Source organism: Enterococcus sp. AZ091, assembly GCF_051714805.1.
In the GTDB taxonomy this organism is placed as follows: Bacteria; Bacillota; Bacilli; order Lactobacillales; family Enterococcaceae; genus Enterococcus_D; species Enterococcus_D gallinarum.
Map to the genome: position 1 here is coordinate 822,273 of NZ_JBIOSO010000002.1, position 23,793 is coordinate 846,065.

A 23,793-nucleotide genomic window follows, 5' to 3' on the forward strand; every position below is an offset into this window, starting at 1 on the left:
GGAGGAAAAGAATGAGAAAAGGATTTAACAGATTGTTGGGGTTGATAGTAGCAATGATATTTTTGACTGGATGTACAGCAGGTACAACAACAAAGCAGAAAGAAGATTCAGCCTCTCAAGTGATTCGACTAATGTCTATGACAGAGCTAACTTCATTGGATCCGGCTGCCATGTTGGACTTCCCAGATGCAATTATTCAAACAGCCACTTTTGAAGGCTTATATCTATTGGATGAAAAGGACGAAGTGCAGCCGGGTGTAGCAGTTGATTTACCGGAAATTTCGTCTGACTGCAAAACTTATCGCTTTAGGTTACGCGAAAATGCACAATGGAGCAATGGGGATCCGGTGACAGCGAATGACTTTGAATATGCTTGGAAACGGATGATTGATCCTGAAAATGCATTTCAGTATAGTTTCTTGATGAATGGGTTGATCGAAAATGCGGAAGAAATTGCCCGTGGCGATCAGTCGGCGGATACACTAGGTGTTGAAGCAAAGGATGACTATACATTAGAAGTCCGTCTTACACAACCAGCTCCGTATTTTACTTCATTGATGGTTTTTCCGATTTTCTTTCCTCAAAATCAATCGGTTGTCGAAAAATTTGGACAGGAATATGGGACAGCTAGCGACAAAATTGTTTATAATGGACCATTTGTTGTAAAAAACTGGCAGCAAACTGAGATGAATTGGGATTTAGCCAAGAATGAATCTTATTGGGATCAAGAAGCTATTCTGGCAGAAGAGATCCATTATGATGTGATAAAAGAATCTGCAACCGCGCTAAATCTTTATGAAGATGGACAGTTGGATGTCGCGATCATCAGTGGAGAGATCGCCAAACAAATGCAGTCAAGTGACCAATTTGCCTCTTATCCTTCGGCAACGATGAATTATATCCGGTTAAATCAAGAAAGAAAGGGACAACCGACACCTTTACAAAATGAAAATTTACGAAAAGCTCTCGCATTGGCCATTGATAAAGAGAATCTTGTCAATAATATTATGGCAGATGGTTCCAAACCCTTGAATGGCGCGATCACAGAAGGCTTTGTCGCTAATCCTGATACTGGCGTGGACTTTCGTGAGGAAGCTGGTGATTTGATGGCCTATGATAAAGAAAAAGCGCTAGCCTATTGGGAACAGGCAAAAGCAGAATTAGGCGATGAAATCGAGCTTGATCTGTTAACGACTGATGATGGTTCCTACAAAAAAATGGGTGAGAGTATCCAATGGAGTTTGGAGGACCTCTTTACTGGTTTGAAGGTCAATATGCGCTCGCTGCCAGCCGAAACAGCGTTGAATCTTGCTAGTGAAAGCGACTATGATTTGTTCCTAATTTATTGGACTCCCGATTACCAAGATCCTTATTCTACACTTAAGATGATGTATAGCGGAAACAATCGCCATTACTCGAATCCCGTTTATGACCGCTTATTGGATGATGCCAGCACTACCTATGCTCTTGATGAGAACAAGCGATGGGAAACGATGATTGCAGCCGAAAAAGAACTGATGGAAACAACTGCCGGTATGATCGTTATCAGCCAAAATCAAAACTCAGTGTTACAAAATCCTTCAATCTCAGGATTAAACTATCACACTTTTGCGGCACCGATGACTCTCAGAAACCTTGTGAAAAATGAGTGAAGAATAGCTGATCAATCAGACTCATTATATCAAAACTGCGGGTTTTGAATTGATTAGGTTTCTACAAATAAATAGTGAAAACTAGGCAGTCCTTTTGCAAAAGAGGCTGCCTTTATTGTTCTGTGTGAGTCTTTGGTTAAGCAGTTGCAATGAGAAAATGCTATGATACTAGAGATGGGAAACGATGATTTTCCTACCAGAAATCATTTTTCTTCAAAGCGAACTATGCTAGAATAGAAAAAAGTCAGAGGAGTTGTCAAGATGGGTATTTTGATTAATGGAAAAGAATTAGCAGAAAAAATGCAAGCAGATCTTACTGCAGAAACCGCCCTTTTAAAAGAACAAGGAATTGTTCCCGGCTTAGTTGTTTTACTGGTAGGGGAAGATAAAGCAAGTCAAACGTATGTGCGAAACAAAGAACTGGCTGCGGCAAGAATCGGCATACGATCTAAAGTTGAACATTATCCCGAGTCGATAACTGAAGAAGAACTACTTAGTGAAATCGACAAGTACAATCAGGACCCAGACTTTCATGGTATCTTAGTCCAGCTGCCACTGCCAAAACAAATCGATGAAGAGAAAGTGTTGCTAGCTATCCGACCTGAAAAAGATGTCGATGGTTTCCATCCTATCAACCTTGGTAAATTGTTTGCTGGTGTTCCCGATCGAATCCCTTGCACCCCTTACGGTATTATGAAAATGTTTGAAGCGTATGATATTCCACTTGAAGGTAAAAATGCATTAGTGATCGGCCGAAGCAATATCGTAGGCAAACCGATGGCACATTTGCTTCTCGGTAAAAATGCTACCGTCACGATCGCACATTCAAAAACACAGAATTTACCAGCATTGGCTAGACAAGCCGATATCTTAGTGGTTGCGATTGGACGCGGTCATTTTGTAACTAAAGAATTTGTGAAAGAAGGAGCAGTCGTTATTGATGTAGGAATGAATCGTGATGAGGCAGGAAAATTGATTGGGGATGTGAAATTTGCTGAAGTTGAACCTATCGCAAGCTATATCACGCCAGTTCCACGAGGCGTCGGACCAATGACGATCACGATGCTGATGGCACAAACCTTAGCAGCGGCAAAGGAGACTGTAAAGAGATAACATGGCACAACAATATTTAACTGTGACCGCATTGACCAAATACTTGAAACGCAAGTTTGATGCGGATCCTTACTTGGAACGGGTCTATTTGACTGGAGAAATCTCCAATTTTCGCAGACGGCCAAACCATCAATATTTTAGCTTAAAAGACGATGGCGCAAAAATTTCGACAGTCATGTTCAAGGGAGCTTTTGACAAGCTGCGATTTCAGCCGGAAGAAGGAATGAAAGTGTTGGCTGTTGGCCGCATTTCACTCTATGAGGCCAGCGGAAATTATCAGATGTACATTGAACACATGGAACCTGACGGAGTGGGGGCGTTGTATCAAGCCTACGAACAACTTAAGAAAAAATTAGCAGAAGAAGGGCTATTTTCAGCTCCCAAAAAAATCCTTCCACGATTTCCAAAACGAATCGCGGTACTTACAAGCCCGAGTGGCGCAGTGATTCGGGATATTATCACCACTGCGCAGCGGCGCTATCCGATTGCCGAAATCGTCTTGTTTCCAACCGTAGTCCAAGGAGACAAGGCAGCAGATGATGTAGTAAAAAATATCCAGCGAGTAGAAGCAGATGGCACCTTCGATACAATGATTATTGGCCGCGGCGGAGGTTCTATCGAAGATCTCTGGCCATTTAATGAAGAACGCGTTGCACGTGCCATATTCGCTGCCGAGACACCAGTCATTTCTTCTGTGGGACATGAGACAGATACCACCATCGCTGATTTAGTGGCTGATGTACGAGCAGCCACACCAACTGCTGCTGCTGAATTAGCAGTGCCAGTTCTTTCAGAAGAAATTTTACGGATCGAAGAGAAGCAAACAAGGCTTGAACAAGCATTTATGTATCAAATCCAGCGGAAACAAGAACGTTTCCAACGGGCAGTAGGTTCTTATATTTTTCGCCAACCAGAGCGCTTATATGAGGCCCAAGCGATTAAGCTGGATCAGTTGCAGCAACGAATGAATCAATCGTTGCAAACACAGCTCTATGATAAAGAGAAGGTGGCCAGTCAGTTGATTCATCGTTTGGAACAACAGGTACCTAAGGCACGGCTATCAGCTGCAGGACAAGAAGTTACTTATTTAACGCAACGACTAGAAAAAGCCATTCAACTTAGCGTTGAAAAAAAAGAACAGCGATTTTTAAGTGCTCTCCAATCGTTAGATCTTTTGAGCCCTCTAAAAATCATGGGACGAGGCTACAGTTTTACGACGAAAGACGAGCAAGTCGTTAAAACCATCGCAGATATTGAAGCTGGTGATGAGTTGAACGTCCATTATCAAGATGGTCAAGCGCTTGTTAAAGTTATTGCAACAGAAGGAGAAGATCATGGCAAATCCAACATTTGAAGAATCATTACAAGAATTAGAACAAATCGTTACTCGGCTGGAACAAGGCGATGTACCATTAGAAGAAGCTCTTGACGCTTTTCAAAAGGGAATGGTGTTAAGCAAACAGTGCAAAGATACATTGGCTAAAGCAGAAAAATCATTAACAAAAATGATGACTGAAAACAATGAAGAAGTTCTTTTTGATGAGGAAGACTAATGGATAACATGCAACAATTTCAAGAAAAATATCTTTCGGAGATCGAAGCTGTGATTGTTCGATTTCTAGAAGAGCATACAAGTGATCCAACGTTGAAAGATAGTATGCTCTACTCCATTCATGCTGGCGGTAAACGAATTCGTCCATTGCTGTTGACAGCGACCGTTGCTTCTTTCCATAAGTCAATGACTTTGGGAGTATACCAGACTGCAGCAGTCCTAGAGATGATTCATACCTATTCACTGATTCATGATGATTTGCCGGCGATGGACGATGACGCCTTGCGACGAGGCAAACCAACAAACCATAAAGTCTATGGAGAAGCACTAGCGATCCTTGCTGGGGACGGTCTATTGACTGCTGCGTTTCAGTTGTTATCGTTAGCTGATCTTGAACCAGATAAGAAAATTTTGCTTTTGCAGCAGCTTAGTCATACGGCAGGCACAGCGGGAATGGTGGCTGGACAGGCAGCAGATATCCAAGGGGAAAATCAGCAACTCACACTTGATGAGCTGATCAGCATTCACGAACGCAAAACAGGTGAACTGATTCGTTTTGCAGTGATTGCAGGTGGTATTTTAGCGGATCAGACAGAAGAAGTTATCCAGCTGCTCGATCAATTTGCTCGTCATATGGGCTTAGCCTTCCAAATCCGCGATGATCTTTTAGATGTCACCAGTACAACAGAAGTATTGGGCAAGATTGTCCATCGAGATGATGCACTAGCGAAAAGTACTTATCCGGCTTTGCTAGGACTTGATGGCGCTAGTGAAGCGTTGAAGGATGAATTGAATCAAGCGTATGCTGTGTTAGATGAACTGAGCAGTTATGGTCATTTCGATCAACGATTGCTCGCATCCGTTGTCAAACAATTCGAGATTAGAGGAAAGTAATGAAAAAAGAACGAGTAGATGTTTTAGCGGTCCAACAAGGACTTTTTGAAACCAGAGAACAAGCGAAACGCGGTGTCATGGCTGGATTAGTTTACACAGAGAAAAATGAACGTTTAGACAAACCAGGTGAAAAAATCAGCGGGGAGACACAGTTGCAAATCAAAGGCAAAAAGCTGCCTTATGTCTCCCGTGGTGGCTTAAAACTTGAAAAAGCTTTGAAAATTTTTGACTTTGAGGTGAAAGACCAAATTCTGCTGGATATTGGTGCGTCTACCGGCGGCTTTACTGATGCAGCTCTGCAGAATGGGGCAAAAATGAGTTATGCCTTAGACGTTGGCTACAATCAGTTGGCGTGGAAACTACGTCAAGATCCGCGAGTAGTCGTGATGGAACGTGTGAATTTTCGTTATGCCAAACCTACTGATTTTTTAGAAGGATTACCAGAAAGAGCAACCATCGATGTGTCATTTATCTCTTTGAAGTTGATCTTGCCGCCGTTACATGAAATTCTCGTAGACCAAGGAGAAGTCATAGCGCTGATCAAGCCCCAATTCGAAGCAGGGAAAGCATCTGTCGGAAAAAACGGCATTGTTCGTGATCCTGCAGTCCATCAAAGGGTTCTCGAAGAAATCTTGGACTTTGCCCAATCGAATGGCTTTAATATTCTTGATCTTAGTTTTTCACCGATCACGGGCGGTGAAGGCAACATTGAATTTTTGGTTCATCTACAGAAAGTGCAGAATGGTGATGGCACAAGGAAAGCCGAAATCTCTGTCCCTCAGATCGTTGCTGAAGCACATGAAACCTTTCATCATCCAAAAACTTACTGATTTTGCAGAGCTGGTATTTTACATGCCGGCTCTCTTTCTTTCTGTCTAAAAATAGGATAAAATTAGTAGGAATTCAATCAGGAGGAACGAGAGATGAGAAAAAAAGAGCGTCATCGTTTGATAACACGATTGCTTAGTGAGCAAGATATTCAAAAACAGGAAGAATTTGTCGAATTGCTTCAGGAAAAAGGGGTGTCGGTCACACAAGCGACAATTTCCCGCGATATCAAAGAAATGAAGCTAGTCAAAGTCCCTTCACAAAAAGGTGGCTACCGCTACAGCATTCCTCAAGAAACGTCAGAAGATGTCATTGCCAAATTAGAAAAGATTTTGAAAGCTGCCTTTGTTTCTGTTGATCGAATGGATAAATTCGTTATTTTACGCACATTGCCGGGAAATGCTTCCGCTTTGGCAAATTTGATCGATAAACAATATGCAAAGGAACTGTTTGGTACCTTAAATGATGATGACAATGTATTGATGATCACTAAAACAGAAGCAGATGCAGAAACTTTGTTTAAAGATTTTCAACGATTTATGTAGAGGAGGCAATCCATGCTTTTAGAGTTGACCATTCAAAATTTCGCAATTATTTCCCACTTACACCTTTCTTTTCATGAAGGAATGACAGCTTTGACAGGTGAAACAGGTGCCGGGAAATCAATCATTATTGATGCGATGGGCTTGTTAGCCGGCGGACGCGGATCTACTGACTACTTGCGTCAAGGAGCAGAGAAATGCCGACTGGAAGGCCTTTTTGAATGGCCGCAGCAGTCTGAGTTTCAAGAACTGACAGAAGAATTAGGCATTGATCAAGAAGATGTGCTGATCGTCCAACGGGATATCACACAAGCAGGAAAAACAATCTGTCGTGTCAATGGACGTACGGTCACCTTGGCAAGTCTGCGAAAGATTGGTCTTTTTTTAGTTGATATTCAAGGACAAAACGAACATCAAGAGTTATTACAGCCGGAAAGGCATCTTAGCTTGGTAGATGGGTTTGGCGATGATGGTTTCAAAGCAGAACTGTTGCACTATCAGGATGCCTATCAGGAATACCGCAATTTAGAAAAACAGGTTCGCAATATTCAGGAAAATGAACAATTATATGTTCAACGGATGGATATGCTGCGATTCCAACAAGAAGAAATCGCACAGGCTGAATTAATCGAGGGCGAAGAAGAAAATCTGATCGAAGAACGTGAGAAGTTAACCAACTATCAGAAAATCGTCGATGCACTGGGGCAAAGTTATGGTGCGCTCTCTTCAGAAGAAATGAGCAGTGTCGACGGTGTAAGTGTGGCACTGTCCGAGATCCAATCTATCGCCCACTTAGATCAAGCCTATGAAAAAATCACTGAAACGATCCAGAGCGCTTATTATTTGTTGCAGGATGCTGCTTCTGATATTTCACGACAATTAGATAACCTTGAACTTGATGAAGGACGTCTAGAAGAAGTTATCAACCGACTGGAAACGATTCGTCAATTGAAGCGCAAATACGGCGAGTCCATCTCCGTCATCCTAGCTTATTATGAAGAAATTAGTAAGGAGATCTCTGAATCTGCCTATACTGAAGGCCAGCTGGAACAGTTAGAAGAGCAATTGACAGCTAAGGCCGATGCTGTTTGGGCTCTTGCTGAACAACTCCATGTCAAGCGGCGAGAAATCGCACATCGATTAGAAAAAGAAATTGTGCAAGAATTGAACGACCTCTATATGGAACATGCACAGTTTGAAGTTCGCTTTGCAAATGGCAAGCAGTTGACAGCTACTGGATTTGATAGTGTGGCTTTTTATCTCACGACCAATCCTGGGGAAGGCATGAAGCCGTTGGTTCGGGTAGCATCTGGTGGTGAGCTGTCTCGTATCTTATTAGCATTGAAATCGATTTTTTCACGGAAACAAGGGATCACGAGTATTGTTTTTGACGAAGTAGATACCGGAGTCAGTGGCCGCGTGGCGCAAGCAATTGCTGAAAAGATCTCAAAAATTGCGTTGAATTCCCAAGTATTGTGTATCACTCATTTGCCGCAAGTAGCCGCAGTAGCTGATTATCAATATTTTATTGAAAAAGCGATCCAAGAAGGACGGACGGAGACTCGAGTTCGTCAGTTATCCTATGAAGAACGAGTGACTGAGATTGCTCGTATGTTATCAGGAGCAGAAATCACAGAACTGACAGTAGAGCATGCGCGTGAATTGTTAGCCTTGGCTCATCAGTAAATGCTTGAAAGAAGTTACCCACAAAATGGAAACGCGAACGCAAGTGCCGCTCCCTTCAAACTAGTTAAGAAGCGACTGCTTGGTTCAGGCGGTTCCATTTTGTTGATTTTGGAGGATGGAAAATGAAAAAATATCAAAAAATACTACTTGGTCTAGTGATCGGCCTACTGTTGATCGGAGCAGGTGGATGGTTGGGCTGGCAAAAATTACACTATACGGCAAGTGAAGCCGCTCAAGCAGCTCTTTCGAAAGGGCAAGAGAAACGAGATGCGCTTTATTTCTCTGGAGACCCTGAAAAACCACTCGTTGTTTTTTATCCGGGAGCATTAGTAGATGCAGAAAGTTACAGTATTTGGGCAAAAGAGGTGTCTGAAAAAGGATACTCGGTTGCAATCGTCAAGATGCCCTTTGATATGGCGGTCCTTGGGGGAAATCGAGCAGAGAATATTTTAAACGAATTTCCACATAATGGCTATGTGATTGGCGGGCATTCATTGGGTGGCGTGATGGCAAGCCGTTATGCCGCTAGTCAAAAGAATGGCTTAAAGGGAGTCTTTTTCTTAGCGAGTTATCCAGATGAAAAAGGCAGTTTAGCAGAGACTAAATTGCCTGTGCTTTCTCTCACTGCTAGCAATGACGAGGTATTGAATCAAGAGAATTATCAAGCAGCAAAAACCTATTTGCCGGATTCAGCTATTTTCGAAACAATCTCAGGAGGCAATCACGCTGGTTTTGGTAGTTACGGCTCACAGCGTGGTGACGGAGCTGCCTCGATTTCAAATGAGGAACAACAACAACAGATCGCTGAGAAACTCACACAATGGTTAGATAACCTGGATAAAACACAATAATCCGTTATTTTGGACAAAAAAAGACGGCAGAAGCTGGTACATAAATGACCACTTCTGCCGCCGTTTTGATTCAACATACATTTGGGGAAATGTTGATGAAATCACGAAAACGTTGAACATAATTTGGGGCTATTCTTGATTGGGGAAGCAAGAAAGGTTATTATGTTCTTTTAATAATTGTTTTCTTATCCAGTATAGCACAGTAAGAATTGACAATATACTTCTTTTTACTAATTGAAAAAAATTTTTACTTTTTTACTTTTAGTTATTTTCTGTAAGTGATTGTAGGAAATGGAGTAAATTTTTGTCAGGAGTGAGAAATATTAGCAAATAATAATTTTCAACAATTTCATAAAATGGTAAAATGGAAATAATTGTATTTAACTTTGGAGAGAACAAGGAGCGTTATCATGAAAAAATTGAAATTTTTGGGACCAGTTTTAGGCTTGGTCATTCTATTATCAGGATGTGCAAAATGGATCGATCAAGGGGAATCGATCACCGCTGTCGGCTCATCCGCATTACAGCCGTTAGTAGAGACTGTGGCAGAAGAATTCCAAAATGAAAACCCAGGCAGATTTATTAATGTTCAAGGTGGCGGTAGTGGTACAGGATTGAGTCAAGTTCAAGCAGGTGCTGTAGATATCGGCAACTCAGATCTGTTTGCAGAAGAAAAGTCTGGTATCGATGCTAAAGCACTTGTGGATCATAAAGTAGCTGTAGTAGGAATCACTCCTATTGTAAATAAAAATGTCGGTGTATCTGATATCTCTACAGAAAATTTACGAAAGATTTTTCTAGGCGAAATTACCAACTGGAAAGAAGTAGGGGGGAATGATCAAAAAATCGTTCTATTGAACCGTGCGGCAGGAAGCGGAACAAGAGGAACCTTCGAAAAATGGATCATGGATGGAGAAACAGCAATCCCATCGCAAGAACAAGATTCAAGTGGAATGGTCCGTTCGATTGTTTCGGATACGCCGGGAGCTATCAGTTACGTTGCATTCTCTTATGTGACGGATGATGTCAATGTTCTTTCTATTGATGGCGTAGCACCGACAGACGAAAATGTGACGACAAATGACTGGAAAGTCTGGGCGTATGAACACATGTATACGAAGGGAGAACCTACAGCACTGACAGCAGAATTCCTAGAGTATATCCTTTCGGATGAAGTTCAAGAGCACATTGTTGGGGATCTTGGTTATATTCCTATTTCAAGAATGCAAGTTGAACGTGATTGGGAAGGAAACGTCATCAAGTAACCTTTACACAAAATTTACAATGTTGCCGAAAAATTTACAAAAGGTTTAACAGAAATTGATGTTCGAGCGATAAACTAATATTTGTGAATTTAGTTTGATTTTTGAGGAGGAATCCCTCGTGGAAAATGTAAAAGAAGTGTTAACGAAAAAATCTAAGCGAGCAAAAATGGAGCAGCGGGGAAAGCTCATTAGTTTTCTTTGTATCGCATTGATCGTTTTGGTTGTGATTTCAATTTTTTATTTTGTAGCAAGTCGTGGGCTTGCCACGTTTTTCGTTGATAAAGTAAATGTGTTTGATTTCTTGTTTGGTACACAATGGAACCCTAGTGCTGTTGGTCCAGATGGACAGCCGCTTGTCGGCGCATTGCCGATGATCGTCGGCTCATTTGTGGTAACTTTCTTATCAGCGATTATCGCAACACCATTTGCGATTGGTGCAGCTGTCTTTATGGTAGAAGTTTCCCCTCGCAACGGTGAAAAGATTTTGCAGCCAGTTATCGAGTTACTAGTGGGGATCCCATCCGTTGTTTACGGATTTATCGGACTATCCGTGATTGTTCCAGCGGTCCGTTCTGTTTTTGGCGGTACTGGTTTTGGGATTCTGGCAGGGACATTTGTTCTGTTTATCATGATCTTGCCAACTGTGACGACAATGACTGTCGATGCGTTGCGAGCAGTCCCAAGACACTATCGCGAAGCCTCACTTGCTCTTGGAGCAACAAGATGGCAAACGATTTACAAAGTTGTTTTGCGGGCAGCAGTTCCAGGGATTTTAACAGCAGTCGTCTTTGGAATGGCTCGGGCATTTGGTGAAGCATTGGCCATCCAAATGGTGATCGGGAATGCGGCATTGATGCCGTCTAGCTTGGTGACACCTGCTTCAACATTGACATCGATTCTAACGATGGGAATCGGAAATACGATTATGGGGACTGTTGAAAATAACGTGCTATGGTCATTAGCGCTGATCTTATTATTGATGTCTTTATTGTTCAATATTGTGATTCGATTGATTGGTAAGAAAGGAGCGTTGAAATAATGAATGCAAAACGCTCAGATAAAATTGCGACTGGTGTGCTTTATGCTGTAGCAGGAATCATTGTTTTGATTTTGGCTTCTTTATTGCTTTATATCTTAGTACGAGGGATTCCTCATATTAGTTGGGAATTTTTGACCTCACCTTCCAAAGCTTATCAAGAAGGTGGTGGGATTGGGATTCAGCTATTCAACTCATTGTATCTTTTATTGGTTACAATGATCATTAGTTTCCCGATTTCATTAGGTGCCGGGATCTATTTATCCGAATATGCGAAAAAGAATTGGTTTACAGATGTAGTGAGAACATCGATTGAGATTCTTAGTTCGTTGCCTTCAGTTGTAGTCGGTCTTTTTGGTTTTTTAGTCTTCGTTATCCAATTCGGTTACGGATTCTCGATTATTTCAGGAGCCCTAGCACTAACGTTTTTCAATTTACCATTACTAACAAGAAATGTAGAAGAATCATTGCAAGCCATCCACTATACACAGCGTGAAGCTGGGTTGTCGCTTGGATTGTCACGCTGGGAAACAGTCATGCGAATCATCGTTCCTGAAGCAACACCAGGGATATTGACTGGTGTGATCCTAAGTTCGGGACGTATTTTCGGGGAAGCCGCAGCATTGATTTACACCGCCGGTCAGAGTGCACCAGCGTTAGACTTTTCAAATTGGAACCCGCTGAGTGTTTCCAGCCCGATCAGCATTTTCCGACAAGCGGAAACATTGGCTGTCCATATTTGGAAAATCAATACAGAAGGAACGATGCCTGATGGAATCCAAGTTTCAGCTGGCGCTTCAGCTGTCCTGATCATCGCTGTTCTATTGTTTAACTTTGGCGCTCGTGCAATCGGTAAACGATTGTATAAGAAAATGACGTCAGCATAAGGAGAATCACTGTATGAATGATTATAATTGGGAAGAACGCAATATCATTACCTTTGATCGACCAGAAGACGTCGCTCTTTATACAAATGATCTGCACGTATGGTATGGAACGAATGAAGCGATCAAAGGAATCGATCTGCAATTTGAAAAAAACAAAATTACCGCATTGATTGGACCTTCTGGTTGTGGGAAATCGACCTATCTTCGTTCATTGAATCGCATGAACGATGGTATTGCGAATACGAAAGTAACGGGTCAAATTATGTACAAGGGTGTCGATGTCAATACGAAAGAAGTCGATGTCTATGAAATGCGCAAACGGATTGGTATGGTTTTTCAACGTCCAAATCCTTTCAGTAAATCAATTTATGACAATATCGCATTTGCTTTGCGTCGTCATGGTGAAAAGAACAAGAAGAAATTAGACGAGATCGTTGAAACAAGTTTGAAACAAGCCGCTCTGTGGGATCAAGTCAAAGACAGCCTGGATAAAAGTGCTTTAGCATTGTCCGGGGGACAACAACAACGTCTGTGTATTGCTCGTGCCATCGCTATGAAGCCGGATATTTTACTTTTGGATGAACCAGCGAGTGCGCTAGATCCAATCTCTACCGGAATGGTTGAAGAAACATTGGTCAACTTAAAGCAAGATTATTCGATTATTATCGTGACGCACAACATGCAGCAAGCTGCACGGATCAGTGACTATACCGCGTTCTTTTACTTGGGAAATGCAATTGAATATGATCACACACGAAAAATATTCACGCGTCCTAAAATCCAAGCAACAGAAGATTATGTATCAGGTCACTTTGGCTAATCTGATCCGATCAGTAAACGGAGGCTAAGAAATGGCAGAAGAAATTATCACATCAAAAGATCTGCATTTATATTATGGAAAAAAAGAAGCACTAAAAGGAATCGATCTTTCCATCAATAAAGGAGAAATTACTGCAATGATCGGTCCTTCCGGCTGCGGCAAGTCGACTTATCTTCGTTCGTTGAATCGGATGAATGATTTGATTCCTGGTGTCACGATCACAGGGAGTGTCGTATATAAAGGAAAAGACATCTACAGTCCGCAACAAGATACAGTAGATTTACGGAAAGAAATCGGTATGGTTTTCCAACAACCGAATCCATTTCCCTTTTCGATTTACGAAAACGTTATTTATGGGTTAAAATTAAAGGGTGTCAAAGACAAAGAGATTCTCGATAAAACCGTGGAAGAAAGCTTGAAAGCTGCCTCAGTATGGGATGATGTCAAAGATAAGCTTCATCAAAGTGCGCTTTCTTTGTCTGGCGGCCAGCAACAGCGGGTTTGTATTGCCCGAGTATTGGCTGTCGATCCGGAAATCATTTTGTTAGATGAACCAACCAGTGCGTTGGATCCTATTTCATCAGGTAAAATCGAAAATACCCTTTTGACACTAAAAGAACGATACACAATGATCATTGTGACTCATAACATGTCTCAAGCTTCAAGAATCTCTGACAAAACAGCCTTCTTCTTAGATGGCAACTTGATCGAATTCAATGATACCAAGAAAGTATTCTTGAGTCCGAGGGAGAAAGAAACAGAAGACTATATTTCAGGAAGATTTGGTTAGGAGGAAAAAGCAATGTTGCGTACACAATTTGAAGAAGAATTACTGAATCTTCACAATCAATTTTATGAAATGGGGATGCTTGTAAGTAGTGCGATCCATAAATCTGTTCGCGCTTATGTGAAGCATGATAAAGAGATCGCTCAAGAAGTAATAGAAAACGATGAAGCAATCAACAATATGGAAGTTCGACTTGAGAAGAAAAGTTTCGAAATGATTGCCTTGCAACAACCTGTAACGACTGATTTGCGAATGATCATCACTGTGATGAAAGCTAGTTCCGATTTGGAACGAATGGGAGATCACGCGGTATCTATCGCAAAGTCAACGATTCGTGTTAAAGGCGAGACCCGAATTGCAGAGATTGAGAAAGAAATTTCCGATATGTCTGACTATGTCAAAAAAATGGTGGACAATGTTTTGGTCGCTTATGTAAAAACGGACCAAGAAGACGCCCGGATGATTGCACAAATGGATGAGCGGGTAAATGATTACTATCGAGATATCTATTATAAAACGATTGATAGCATGAAAGCCAATCCTGAGACAGTTGTCAGTGGTACGGATTATCTTTCTGTGGCCCAATATCTCGAGCGGATTGGTGATTATGTCACAAATATTTGCGAATGGATCGTTTATTTGGCTACTGGTAAGATCAGTGAGTTAAATAGTAATCGTTCTGAGCTGATGTAGTGAGTATATCTTTGTTCAAAATATAGATTTAGCTCATCAGCTTTCACATGAATGTATATTATTATTGTACGGACTGTACTGTAAGAAGAGAGATGAAAAATAGCGTATCATTGATCTGGGATCATGGATAAACTATTGGAAAACGTGTGAGGTTATTCTTGCGCTATTCTGTTCTTCTGTAGTACAGTTTTTTTGTAGTTTTTTTAGATAAAGCTGATAAGCACAAGTTTTCCTTTCACAAAGAATCATCTTCTCTGATTTCAAGCAGAACAATTACTCTTTTATTGAAAGAACTTCGGATTGATAAAAACTTGGTACTTAAGACCTATGACAGTTTGCGGAAAAACAGGCATAATAGGTTCGTAAGCTAAACTTGCAAACAAAAATTTGCTGAAGGAGGCAATTTCCATGAACGAAAGAGAACGTGTATTGGATTTAGTGAAAAAAGGTGTGCTTTCTACAGAAGAAGCATTGGATTTGCTGGAAGGAATGGCAAAAGCCAAAGACGAGAATCAAATCAACAAAGCTGCAGCTGAAGTATCCGCTGATAAGACAAATAATGACTTTTTTGAAGAAGTTGAAGAAGCCCACGAGAAAGAAGAAGCTTCTTTTGATGGTGGAGAAAAACTTCGTCAAAATGAAGCACAAGATAAAGAAAATCTTGAAAAAATCTTGGACGGATTGGCAACTGAGGCAAACCAAGCTTCTGCTGAATTAGATGAGATCAATGTAGAAATTCAAGGTGTAAAAGAGGAACTGAAAGAAGCACAAGAAGTTCTCATGCAATTGAACACAAAAGAGGAATTGGATCAATTATCTGAAGAAGAACTTGCAACACGGCAAGAGACGGAAGCGACAATCGCTTCTCTAGAAGATTCATTAGATAGTTTGAGCGAAGAAAAAGCGACATTGGATGCGAAGTTGAAAAATATTCGCAAAGACCAATGGTCACAAACAAAAGAAAAAATCAGCCAAAAACTTGATATTCCAGATGACTGGAAAGAACAAGCCTCTGATACATTTACTCAAGTCAGTGAAAAAATGGTTGATGCAGGTACTCAATTTGGTCAATTCTTGAAAAAAACAGTTCGTGCTGTTTCAGAATCAGTGAATGATAACATGGAATGGAAAGATATCAATCTGAAAGTTCCAGGAGTAGCAGCAACGAAATTTGAACATACCTTTGAATATGCTGAAACAGAAGCAACATTGATCGATGTGAAATTAGCAAACGGAAATGTTGAATTCCGCTTGTGGGATCAACCGGGTGTGAAAGTGGATGCTAAAATCAAACTCTATGGTAAAATGGATGCTGCAACACCTTTCGATGCTTTTGATGCACGAAGCCAAATTGATGTTGACGATGAACGCATTTCATTCCAAATTCCAAACAAGCGTATCCGCGCTGATCTGGTTTTCTATCTGCCGACACGTACCTATGATCATGTTGCAGTGAAATTGTTGAACGGGAATGTAACATTTGACGAATTGGTGGCAAGAGATGTTTATACGAAATCAACCAACGGTACGATCGATTTCCGCAAAGTAGATGCTACGATGTTGGAGATTGAAGGTGTCAATGGAAATATCTTGGTTCAAGATGGAGATATCCTTGATGCTATCATTGAAACTGTCAATGGGGATGTTACTCTTACCGCGACACCACAAAATACTGGAATTTCTCTAGTGAACGGTAATATCCGAATCACTTACAAAGAAGACCGACTACAAAAATTAAATGCTAGCTCAGTCAACGGAAATGTCAAAGTAGCATTACCACAATCAGTTGGATTTGAAGGCTTGGCAAAAACCAGCTTAGGAAGTATCAATCAACGGCTGAGCAATTTTGAAATCGTGCGTGAGAAAAAAGAACGTATGAACCAATTATTGCAATTCCGCCGCGTAGCTGATAAAGTAGCACAAGTCGATCTTTCAACAACGACTGGGAATGTCTTTATCAAAGACACAGAACAATAATCTGATTCCATCAGATCTATAGATAGATTGTCAGAAGGAAGGTGAAGGTAAATGAACAAACGATTAACGAAATCAACCAATAATGTAGTGATTACAGGTACTCTGGGAGGTTTAGCAGAATACTTAGGAATCGATCCAACGATCATCCGTGTGATCTATGTCTTTCTATCATTAGTGACAGCTGGTTTCCCTGGGATCACCCTTTATGTCATCATGGCGATCTTGATCCCTTCTGGACGCAAAAGCTCTGGTGGATATGGACACGACAATCAGTACTACAAAGCGAACAACAAAGAAACAAATCGTCCGCGCAAAGAAGCAGATAAAGTCGAGGATGAGGACTGGAGTGACTTCTAATGTCCTACTTTCAACGACTGATAATGAATACACTCACCTTTGTTGCTCTGGCAGTATTGCTGCCAAACATGGTCCATGTACGTAGCATCATGATGGCATTAGTAGCCAGCTTTGTTCTCTCTATTTTAAATGCGTTGATCAAACCAATCTTGAGTATCATCTCATTTCCATTAACGCTGTTGACATTTGGGCTTTTCAGTTTTGTCATCAACGCTTTAATGCTAAATTTGACTTCAACTTTTGTAGGAGCTGCTAACTTTGGCTTTTCCTCATTTGGTGCAGCGATTCTGGTTGCTTTGATTATGTCAGTGATCAATATGATTGTGACTGAACACCATATTGAAAAATATACAAAATAAAACATCCACACGTTTCTGATACATAGCTAGCTATGTTGAAAGAACGTGTGGATGTTTTTGTTTTTTAATATTAAAGAACAATGTGAACAAACAAACTGTAATAATAAGAAAAGCAAAACATCTTTTTTTGTAATATTTATAAAAGAAAGACAAATCCGCCAATTATTTCTTCGAAATAACCATTTTTTGTCATGTTCATCTAGCTGTGTCATGTTAAATTGAGTAGAAAAATCTGTGAAAATACTCGTGTCTATTAGTTCCATTTGTTATTGTTTCGCAGTGATAAATATTGATAGAAGTAGTATTTTATGAAGGGGATCGATGGGAATACGAGCAGTATCATCGCACCACTTTTTTTGACTAATAGCTATTCACTAAAACGAATAGTCTAAGCAGTTAAGCCGCCCACGCTAGAGTACCATTCTAAAATCTACGGAAACAATTCTTGCTGAATATCCACTACGACTAACTAAGTGAATAGTTATATTGTTCTTAAATACAGCTGAATTTTTGCACAAAGGTTCTTTTAATGCGCTTGAAAGTGCAAGCGGGCATTTTTGATTAATAATACAATTAAAAATGATGTAAAAAAGGAGAACTTAGATGTCTGCAAATTTAAGCAACTTTGCTGTTTATGTAGTAGATGATAATTTTTTTAATGGAGAGTGGCTAAAAAAAGCGATCCAAGAATGCCAACTTCCGTGTGCTTCAGTAGAAATTTTCCTGCCGGACCAATTTGAGCGTTTTATTAATGAACACCTTACCGATATCAATGATTTATTCTTATTTTCCACTGATATGAAAGGATATGATCGAGGTTTTCAATTAGCAGGAAGATTGAGAAGCCAATGTAAAAAATGTCAAATAGCTTTTTATGGAATAGATGCTTCAAAGATACAGATGAAAAAAATGAATCTCCTGTGCCCATTAGGGATCATTGATACAAAAGAAGCGTTTAAACACCAACTAAGAAACTTGTTAATTGAAGCAATAGAAGTAAAGCAATCATTATTAGGCAAAAAGCACTTATTAAAGCTTGAAAACAAACGAGAATTGATCGTTATGGATGCAGAATCAATCAACTATATCACAACGGTCAAAGAAGAGCGCAACCAAATCGTTCTTCACCAAAAGAAGTCGATCGAATACATTGAGATGTCCTTGAAAGTCATCAAGCAATTGGACCTACCCGCTTATTATAAAGTGTTTAAATCCTACATTATCAATACAGGACAAATCAGGAAAATTGATCGAACAAACAACATTCTTTCTTTTTTTAGCGGTGAAGAATTAGAAGTGGGTAAGAAAATAAGAAAAGCGATTGATTAAAAATACATATATAAATTGGAGGAGAATAATGAAGAAAATCACTAAAAAAATAGAACAAAGTATGGTTGTTATTGCGTTGAGTCTTACTCAGATCACAACGCCAATACTGGTGATTGCTGAAACATCTGAGGCTGATCAGCCAGCTGAAACAACTAGTAAAATAGACAAAGAAAAAGATCCTATCTTGGCTTCATCTGAAAAAGAAGCTTCTTCATTCATTTCAAGTGCTAGTAGTCAAGTAGAAGTTGATACTTCTTCCAGTGAAGAGAACGAAGTGGATCAAAGTGAGGAAACATCAGGTATAAAAGATTCTAGTGTTGCAGAAACTGAAACCAACAAATCTTCTACTGATCCCAAAATAGCTAAGAAAGAAGAAAATGCTTCTCGTTCCAATCGACAAATAAAGGCGCAAGAACTTTTAAAGAAAGGAACACTGCTTACGATGGCTGATGAAGAGTACAGCCAAACACAGGAAACAAGAGTGCTAAATAATACACCAGTTAAACTAAAATTGGATTTTGAAATCATTGACGAAGATTACTTAGCTGGAACAACTGTTGTTTTTAGTTTGCCGGACACCCTTGGATTTACCGATAATCAAGGGACGATTCAAGGCATCGATGCGACTTGGCAAGTAGACAGTGCCAATCGTCAAGTAACGATCACTTTTAATCAAGCTATCCACGATGCAACATTTTCCCTTGAATTAAAGAGTTATCTTTATTCAGAAAGTACCCCGCAAATCAAAGTGACAATTGATGATCTAAATAAAACCAGTTATGCGATCGATCTTTATGAAGATGTCGAATCATTGAAGTACGAGCAACAAAAAAACATTTTTGGTCTAGATGGTACAGTGTATTATAATTTAGACCGCAAGCTCTCGGGAACGGAAACACTCTCTTTGCAACTTATTGACATCCCAGGAGCAGTTTTCAAAAAAATAGAATCGCAACCACTAAAGGTTTATAGCTATGATGTAGATATCAAAGGAAATATCAAGCCAGAAACGCAAACGGAGCTAGTCGCTGGCACAGATTATACAATTACAGCTAATGACTTACAAAATACAGCAGTTGAGATCAAACAAATGGATCAGCAAAAGGCTTATGGTGTTGTCTATCAATTCACGATGAGCATATCTGAAATTAGTGACCATCAGTATTCTTATTACAAAAACTATCCAACCACCGGTTTTGGATCAGTAAATCTTGAACCATCGGCTGGGGAGTACCGTGGAATTTCTTTTGTGGCAAAAACAAGTCAAACTGAAAAAGAGATTTCATCAAGGTATTATTCAGCTGTTGCCGGTGGAAATTTATATTCCAATGAAAAGGGATCCTACTATTTAACATTACATGGCATGCCAACTGAAATGAAAAAAGGACAGCAGATAACGATATCCGCTGAAAATGGACAGGAACTTACAGTGAAGCAACTAATGGTCAATGATGCTTTTTATCAAAATGTACCTTTAGATGAATACTTTAAAGTCGAAAATTCTAACGGCATGTTGACCTTGACGGCAACCAAAGACAGTAACCTAGCATTTTCCATGATTCATCTTACGGTTCCTTTTGATCAAAAAGACATCGTCATGAATGTCACGACTCCTTTGATTCCCAATGAAAAATTCAAAGTGATTGGGGATGATTATGTACAACCGATCTCAGTTTTATATCCTAATTCAGCTGAGACAGCTTGGGGGAACTACAACCAAAATGGTGCCTATGCAAATGATACTTCAGTCAACGTTGAAGGAAGCACAACACAACCTGTCGAAAATCTTAAAATTTTCGTCGAACATCCAGATTATTTGACACTTAGAAAAGTTCCAGAAGTGAACTATTATTACAAGATCGATCAAGATTACCGTATCGAGAAGGTTGAGGGAGGGACCTTAGTTACTTTTATTACGCCAATCAATCGTTCAATTCAATTTGACATTGGATTTAATTATGTGCCAGACAGTCTCGCTTCTACAACGCGGATCCCAGTAGATAAAATTCCGATTAGTATCTCAGCGGATGGCTTGGATACTGTCAATACAACAGTTACCACTGGAAGAAAAAACTATTCAGAACAAACGTTGCAAGGAAGCAAAAATCAATTTTTAGTTAATGCCCGGCAAGATACCATCAAAGATCTGAAGGTAGAAACACATGTACCAATGAATACAGATGTCGTATTTTCCATTATCGATGTCTCCAATGATCAAGTGGACGGGATTTATCCTCAATACTGGGATCGGGGGCAATACAATACGCAAGTCATGAAAGAATCAGATCCGAATTACCCTACCATCACGCATGATGAAGCGACGAATTATTATACGTTCGATTTTGGGACAACTGATCACAGATACATCATTGCCTATCATTATGCAAATGGTTGGCAGGAAACGAAATCAATTCTGATACCGGGATTTTCTAAAGAACCACTGTATGGTAATCAACAAGGGTCATCGTCGGTCACTGTCTCTAATACCGCAACAGACATTATCGATATTAGTCAAAGGACAGTTACTAGCGCAAAAAACGTAACCCAAGTCACTGTGAAAACGAAAAACATTGATGATGGAACAAAGAAAGTTGTAAATCCAACGTTCAGCTTAAAATCTATTGGCAACACCAATGGAGAAATCGATCCAAACTCCATCAGAATCTCAAATGTTCCTGATGATAGTTATAAAGTAGAGAAAGTTAATGGTGAGATTCAGCTGGTTTTTGCAAACTATGTGCTTAAGGAGAACGTGGAGATCAGCTATACCGTCCTTTCTCAAAACGCTGGTCAAATTTCTGCATCAGCCACCATCTCATCCGAGACGATTGATACATTGTCCGAAGCAAAGCGCACCGCGACATCCACTATCGCAAATCTGCAATTTTCAGCAGGTGATTCGGAAGGGATTATCTATAAAACGTCTGCTTTACTTGATGTCTTTGATACAGAAAGGCCGACAAAAAAGATTGCTGGAGTTTCATTAATGTTAATCAATCAGTTGACTGGAACTGTGATCAACACCACCACTGATCAAGTAGGCGAGTCACAGTTGACAGATATTTATACAGGTAAATACAAGGTATACGTTTCAAAAGTCCCTGAAGGATATGTTGTTCCAGAAGATATTCAATCTGGTATGGATGTAAAAGTCAATCGAACGGGTAACCAGATATCTATTGGAATCACACCAGAAAAAGATTTATCCAGTATTTCAGTAAAAGACAGCACCTTATACGTAGGAGACACATGGCAAGCCGAGGACAACTTTGTCTCTGCGACGGACAAACAAGGCAATAACGTAACATTTTCAGAAGTAACTGTTAGCGGCGATGTTGATACTTCAAAAGTAGGTAGTTATCAAGTGACCTATACCAATGGAACAGCTAAGTCAGTGGCAGCGATCACCGTCGTGTCTAATCAAGCAACCGTGGTAGCCAAAGATAGTACGCTCTATGTGGGAGATTCGTGGCAGGCGGAAGACAACTTTGTATCCGCCACAGATAAAGACGGAAAAGCAGTATCACTCGCTAATGTAACCGTCACAGGTACGGTAGACACTACGACACCCGGAAAATATGAAGTCAGCTACCGCAATGGTAAAGTTGAAGCAATAGCTGCGATCACAGTTTTAGCAGATCAAACAAGCGTCAAAGCAAAAGACAGCACATTGTATGTAGGAGACACATGGCAAGCCGAAGACAATTTTGTTTCTGCTACAGATAAAGATGGAAAATCATTGTCAATCGCTGAAGTAACTGTTAGCGGCGATGTTGATACTTCAAAAGCAGGTAGTTATCAAGTGACCTACAAAAATGGAAACACCGAGTCAGTGGCAACGATCACCGTCGTGTCTGATCAAGCAACCGTGATAGCCAAAGATAGTACGCTCTATGTGGGAGATTCGTGGCAGGCGGAAGACAACTTTGTATCCGCCACAGATAAAGATGGAAAAGCAGTATCACTCGCTAATGTAACCGTCACAGGTACGGTAGACACTACGACACCCGGAAAATATGAAGTCAGCTACCGCAATGGAAAAGTCGAAGCAGTAGCTACGATCACAGTTTTAGCAGATCAAACAAGCGTCAAGGCAAAAGACAGCACATTGTATGTAGGAGACACATGGCTAGCCGAAGACAATTTTGTTTCTGCTACAGATAAAGATGGAAAATCATTGTCAATCGCTGATGTAACTGTTAACGGCGATGTTGATACATCAAAAGTAGGTAGTTATCAAGTGACCTATACCAATGGAACAGCTAAGGCAGTGGCAACGATCACCGTCGTGTCTGATCAAGCAACCGTGGTAGCCAAAGATAGTACGCTCTACGTAGGAGACACATGGCAGGCAGAAGATAACTTTGTCTCTGCGACGGATAAAGAGGGAAAAACGTTGTCAGTAGCTGAATTGGATATAACAGGGGATGTCGATACTACGACACCTGGCAAATATGAAATCAGCTACCGCAATGGTAAAGTTGAAGCAATAGCTACGATCACAGTTTTAGCAGATCAAACAAGCGTAGTTGTTAAGGACTCAGTAGTGTATGTAGGCGATCAATGGGAGGCTAAGAACAATTTTGTTTCAGCAACTGATCGTGAGGGCAATATCCTATCAATTAAACGACTTCTTATTGAAGGATCTGTTGATACCAGCAAGGTCGGTACTTATCAGGTGAACTATTCTGTTGTTTCAGATGAGAAAGTAGCAAATCCAGCGCTGTTTGAGCGCATATTTGGGACAACCAAACAATTGGCTGTTACGGCAACGGCTACGATTCAAGTGATCGAAAAACAACCAGCAACGGACGATGGAAAAAAATCTAACAACAACGATCAAACTAAACCAGTTGATCCAAAGTCAAATGATGGAAGTAAACTGATCAAAGCAACTGCTAAAGATCGTCAACAGCGAGTTTTGCCAAAAACTGGTTCGAGTGACAATCAAGTTTATCCATTAGTGGGGATTGCATTCATTGGGCTTGTTGTTACCTTCTTCTTTAGAAGAAAGAAAAAAGCGAACGAATAAGCTTATAAAATTGGCTCAATAGCCAAGCAAGAAAGCAGCGAGTATTCGTTGCTTTTTTGTTGGTCCTTAGTAAGTTAGTCCTAGCAGCTGGCAAAAAAAGAGCTGACTATTCTTTTAACGTACCTGGTTGACT

The 23,793-nt window shown here is 40.3% G+C and carries 20 protein-coding genes; all 20 read left to right on the top strand.

Features of this window, described 5'->3' with window-relative positions:
- Window positions 1-11: 11 nt before the first annotated feature.
- A complete protein-coding gene (locus IGJ28_RS16300) occupies window positions 12-1,652 on the top strand; it encodes a peptide ABC transporter substrate-binding protein (protein ID WP_252711427.1) in 1,641 nt (546 codons plus the stop codon).
- Window positions 1,653-1,913: 261 nt separating this feature from the next.
- Window positions 1,914-2,765 (top strand): bifunctional methylenetetrahydrofolate dehydrogenase/methenyltetrahydrofolate cyclohydrolase, encoded by an 852-nt coding sequence (locus tag IGJ28_RS16305; protein WP_005471160.1) that lies wholly within the window; start codon window positions 1,914-1,916, stop codon window positions 2,763-2,765.
- A 1-nt stretch (window position 2,766) separates the two neighbouring features.
- Window positions 2,767-4,119: an exodeoxyribonuclease VII large subunit gene (xseA, locus tag IGJ28_RS16310; RefSeq protein ID WP_242387018.1), complete on the top strand. Its 1,353-nt coding sequence runs from the start codon at window positions 2,767-2,769 to the stop codon at window positions 4,117-4,119.
- On the top strand, window positions 4,100-4,318 hold the full coding sequence (locus tag IGJ28_RS16315) for an exodeoxyribonuclease VII small subunit (RefSeq protein WP_003126209.1): 219 nt from the start codon (window positions 4,100-4,102) through the stop codon (window positions 4,316-4,318). Before xseA ends, IGJ28_RS16315 begins: the two co-directional genes overlap by 20 nt.
- Before the next feature lie 8 nt (window positions 4,319-4,326).
- A complete protein-coding gene (locus IGJ28_RS16320; RefSeq protein WP_252711779.1) occupies window positions 4,327-5,211 on the top strand; it encodes a polyprenyl synthetase family protein in 885 nt (294 codons plus the stop codon).
- Window positions 5,211-6,041, top strand: a complete 831-nt coding sequence (locus IGJ28_RS16325; RefSeq protein ID WP_003126211.1) for a TlyA family RNA methyltransferase — start codon at window positions 5,211-5,213, stop codon at window positions 6,039-6,041. Before IGJ28_RS16320 ends, IGJ28_RS16325 begins: the two co-directional genes overlap by 1 nt.
- A gap of 93 nt (window positions 6,042-6,134) precedes the next feature.
- Complete coding sequence (gene argR, locus IGJ28_RS16330) at window positions 6,135-6,584, top strand: arginine repressor (protein WP_003126212.1); 450 nt, start codon at window positions 6,135-6,137, stop codon at window positions 6,582-6,584.
- Between the two features lie 12 nt (window positions 6,585-6,596).
- Complete coding sequence (gene recN, locus IGJ28_RS16335; RefSeq protein WP_103299678.1) at window positions 6,597-8,267, top strand: DNA repair protein RecN; 1,671 nt, start codon at window positions 6,597-6,599, stop codon at window positions 8,265-8,267.
- Window positions 8,268-8,389: 122 nt separating this feature from the next.
- Complete coding sequence (locus IGJ28_RS16340; RefSeq protein ID WP_252711426.1) at window positions 8,390-9,118, top strand: alpha/beta hydrolase; 729 nt, start codon at window positions 8,390-8,392, stop codon at window positions 9,116-9,118.
- Between the two features lie 410 nt (window positions 9,119-9,528).
- Window positions 9,529-10,383 carry a phosphate ABC transporter substrate-binding protein PstS gene (locus tag IGJ28_RS16345; RefSeq protein ID WP_003126216.1) on the top strand — a complete coding sequence of 285 codons (855 nt, stop codon included), beginning with the start codon at window positions 9,529-9,531 and terminating at the stop codon, window positions 10,381-10,383.
- A 118-nt stretch (window positions 10,384-10,501) separates the two neighbouring features.
- Complete coding sequence (pstC, locus tag IGJ28_RS16350) at window positions 10,502-11,422, top strand: phosphate ABC transporter permease subunit PstC (protein ID WP_003126217.1); 921 nt, start codon at window positions 10,502-10,504, stop codon at window positions 11,420-11,422.
- On the top strand, window positions 11,422-12,306 hold the full coding sequence (gene pstA, locus IGJ28_RS16355; protein WP_003126218.1) for a phosphate ABC transporter permease PstA: 885 nt from the start codon (window positions 11,422-11,424) through the stop codon (window positions 12,304-12,306). The genes pstC and pstA overlap by 1 nt, the downstream gene beginning before the upstream one ends.
- 13 nt (window positions 12,307-12,319) lie before the next feature.
- Entirely contained in the window at window positions 12,320-13,126 is an 807-nt protein-coding gene (pstB, locus tag IGJ28_RS16360; protein WP_438845489.1) for a phosphate ABC transporter ATP-binding protein PstB, read from the top strand.
- Between the two features lie 31 nt (window positions 13,127-13,157).
- Window positions 13,158-13,916 carry a phosphate ABC transporter ATP-binding protein PstB gene (pstB, locus tag IGJ28_RS16365; protein ID WP_003126221.1) on the top strand — a complete coding sequence of 253 codons (759 nt, stop codon included), beginning with the start codon at window positions 13,158-13,160 and terminating at the stop codon, window positions 13,914-13,916.
- Between the two features lie 12 nt (window positions 13,917-13,928).
- Window positions 13,929-14,606, top strand: coding sequence for a phosphate signaling complex protein PhoU (phoU, locus tag IGJ28_RS16370; protein WP_003126222.1), 678 nt, complete (start codon window positions 13,929-13,931; stop codon window positions 14,604-14,606).
- A gap of 408 nt (window positions 14,607-15,014) precedes the next feature.
- Window positions 15,015-16,583 carry a daptomycin-sensing surface protein LiaX gene (gene liaX / locus IGJ28_RS16375; protein WP_252711425.1) on the top strand — a complete coding sequence of 523 codons (1,569 nt, stop codon included), beginning with the start codon at window positions 15,015-15,017 and terminating at the stop codon, window positions 16,581-16,583.
- Between the two features lie 51 nt (window positions 16,584-16,634).
- Window positions 16,635-16,940, top strand: a complete 306-nt coding sequence (locus IGJ28_RS16380) for a PspC domain-containing protein (RefSeq protein ID WP_003126224.1) — start codon at window positions 16,635-16,637, stop codon at window positions 16,938-16,940.
- Entirely contained in the window at window positions 16,940-17,299 is a 360-nt protein-coding gene (locus IGJ28_RS16385; RefSeq protein WP_003126225.1) for a phage holin family protein, read from the top strand. Before IGJ28_RS16380 ends, IGJ28_RS16385 begins: the two co-directional genes overlap by 1 nt.
- Window positions 17,300-17,902: 603 nt before the next feature.
- Window positions 17,903-18,628: a LytTR family transcriptional regulator DNA-binding domain-containing protein gene (locus IGJ28_RS16390; RefSeq protein WP_081131622.1), complete on the top strand. Its 726-nt coding sequence runs from the start codon at window positions 17,903-17,905 to the stop codon at window positions 18,626-18,628.
- 28 nt (window positions 18,629-18,656) lie between these two features.
- Window positions 18,657-23,660 carry a bacterial Ig-like domain-containing protein gene (locus tag IGJ28_RS16395; protein ID WP_438845490.1) on the top strand — a complete coding sequence of 1,668 codons (5,004 nt, stop codon included), beginning with the start codon at window positions 18,657-18,659 and terminating at the stop codon, window positions 23,658-23,660.
- Window positions 23,661-23,793: the final 133 nt, after the last annotated feature.

Bases quoted from the DNA above. Each gene is read 5' to 3' on its own strand.
- IGJ28_RS16300 (WP_252711427.1), top strand. From the start codon at position 12: ATGAGAAAAGGATTTAACAGATTGTTGGGGTTGATAGTAGCAATGATA.
- IGJ28_RS16305 (WP_005471160.1), top strand. From the start codon at position 1,914: ATGGGTATTTTGATTAATGGAAAAGAATTAGCAGAAAAAATGCAAGCA.
- xseA (WP_242387018.1), top strand. From the start codon at position 2,767: ATGGCACAACAATATTTAACTGTGACCGCATTGACCAAATACTTGAAA.
- IGJ28_RS16315 (WP_003126209.1), top strand. From the start codon at position 4,100: ATGGCAAATCCAACATTTGAAGAATCATTACAAGAATTAGAACAAATC.
- IGJ28_RS16320 (WP_252711779.1), top strand. From the start codon at position 4,327: ATGCAACAATTTCAAGAAAAATATCTTTCGGAGATCGAAGCTGTGATT.
- IGJ28_RS16325 (WP_003126211.1), top strand. From the start codon at position 5,211: ATGAAAAAAGAACGAGTAGATGTTTTAGCGGTCCAACAAGGACTTTTT.
- argR (WP_003126212.1), top strand. From the start codon at position 6,135: ATGAGAAAAAAAGAGCGTCATCGTTTGATAACACGATTGCTTAGTGAG.
- recN (WP_103299678.1), top strand. From the start codon at position 6,597: ATGCTTTTAGAGTTGACCATTCAAAATTTCGCAATTATTTCCCACTTA.
- IGJ28_RS16340 (WP_252711426.1), top strand. From the start codon at position 8,390: ATGAAAAAATATCAAAAAATACTACTTGGTCTAGTGATCGGCCTACTG.
- IGJ28_RS16345 (WP_003126216.1), top strand. From the start codon at position 9,529: ATGAAAAAATTGAAATTTTTGGGACCAGTTTTAGGCTTGGTCATTCTA.
- pstA (WP_003126218.1), top strand. From the start codon at position 11,422: ATGAATGCAAAACGCTCAGATAAAATTGCGACTGGTGTGCTTTATGCT.
- pstB (WP_438845489.1), top strand. From the start codon at position 12,320: ATGAATGATTATAATTGGGAAGAACGCAATATCATTACCTTTGATCGA.
- pstB (WP_003126221.1), top strand. From the start codon at position 13,158: ATGGCAGAAGAAATTATCACATCAAAAGATCTGCATTTATATTATGGA.
- phoU (WP_003126222.1), top strand. From the start codon at position 13,929: ATGTTGCGTACACAATTTGAAGAAGAATTACTGAATCTTCACAATCAA.
- liaX (WP_252711425.1), top strand. From the start codon at position 15,015: ATGAACGAAAGAGAACGTGTATTGGATTTAGTGAAAAAAGGTGTGCTT.
- IGJ28_RS16380 (WP_003126224.1), top strand. From the start codon at position 16,635: ATGAACAAACGATTAACGAAATCAACCAATAATGTAGTGATTACAGGT.
- IGJ28_RS16385 (WP_003126225.1), top strand. From the start codon at position 16,940: ATGTCCTACTTTCAACGACTGATAATGAATACACTCACCTTTGTTGCT.
- IGJ28_RS16390 (WP_081131622.1), top strand. From the start codon at position 17,903: ATGTCTGCAAATTTAAGCAACTTTGCTGTTTATGTAGTAGATGATAAT.
- IGJ28_RS16395 (WP_438845490.1), top strand. From the start codon at position 18,657: ATGAAGAAAATCACTAAAAAAATAGAACAAAGTATGGTTGTTATTGCG.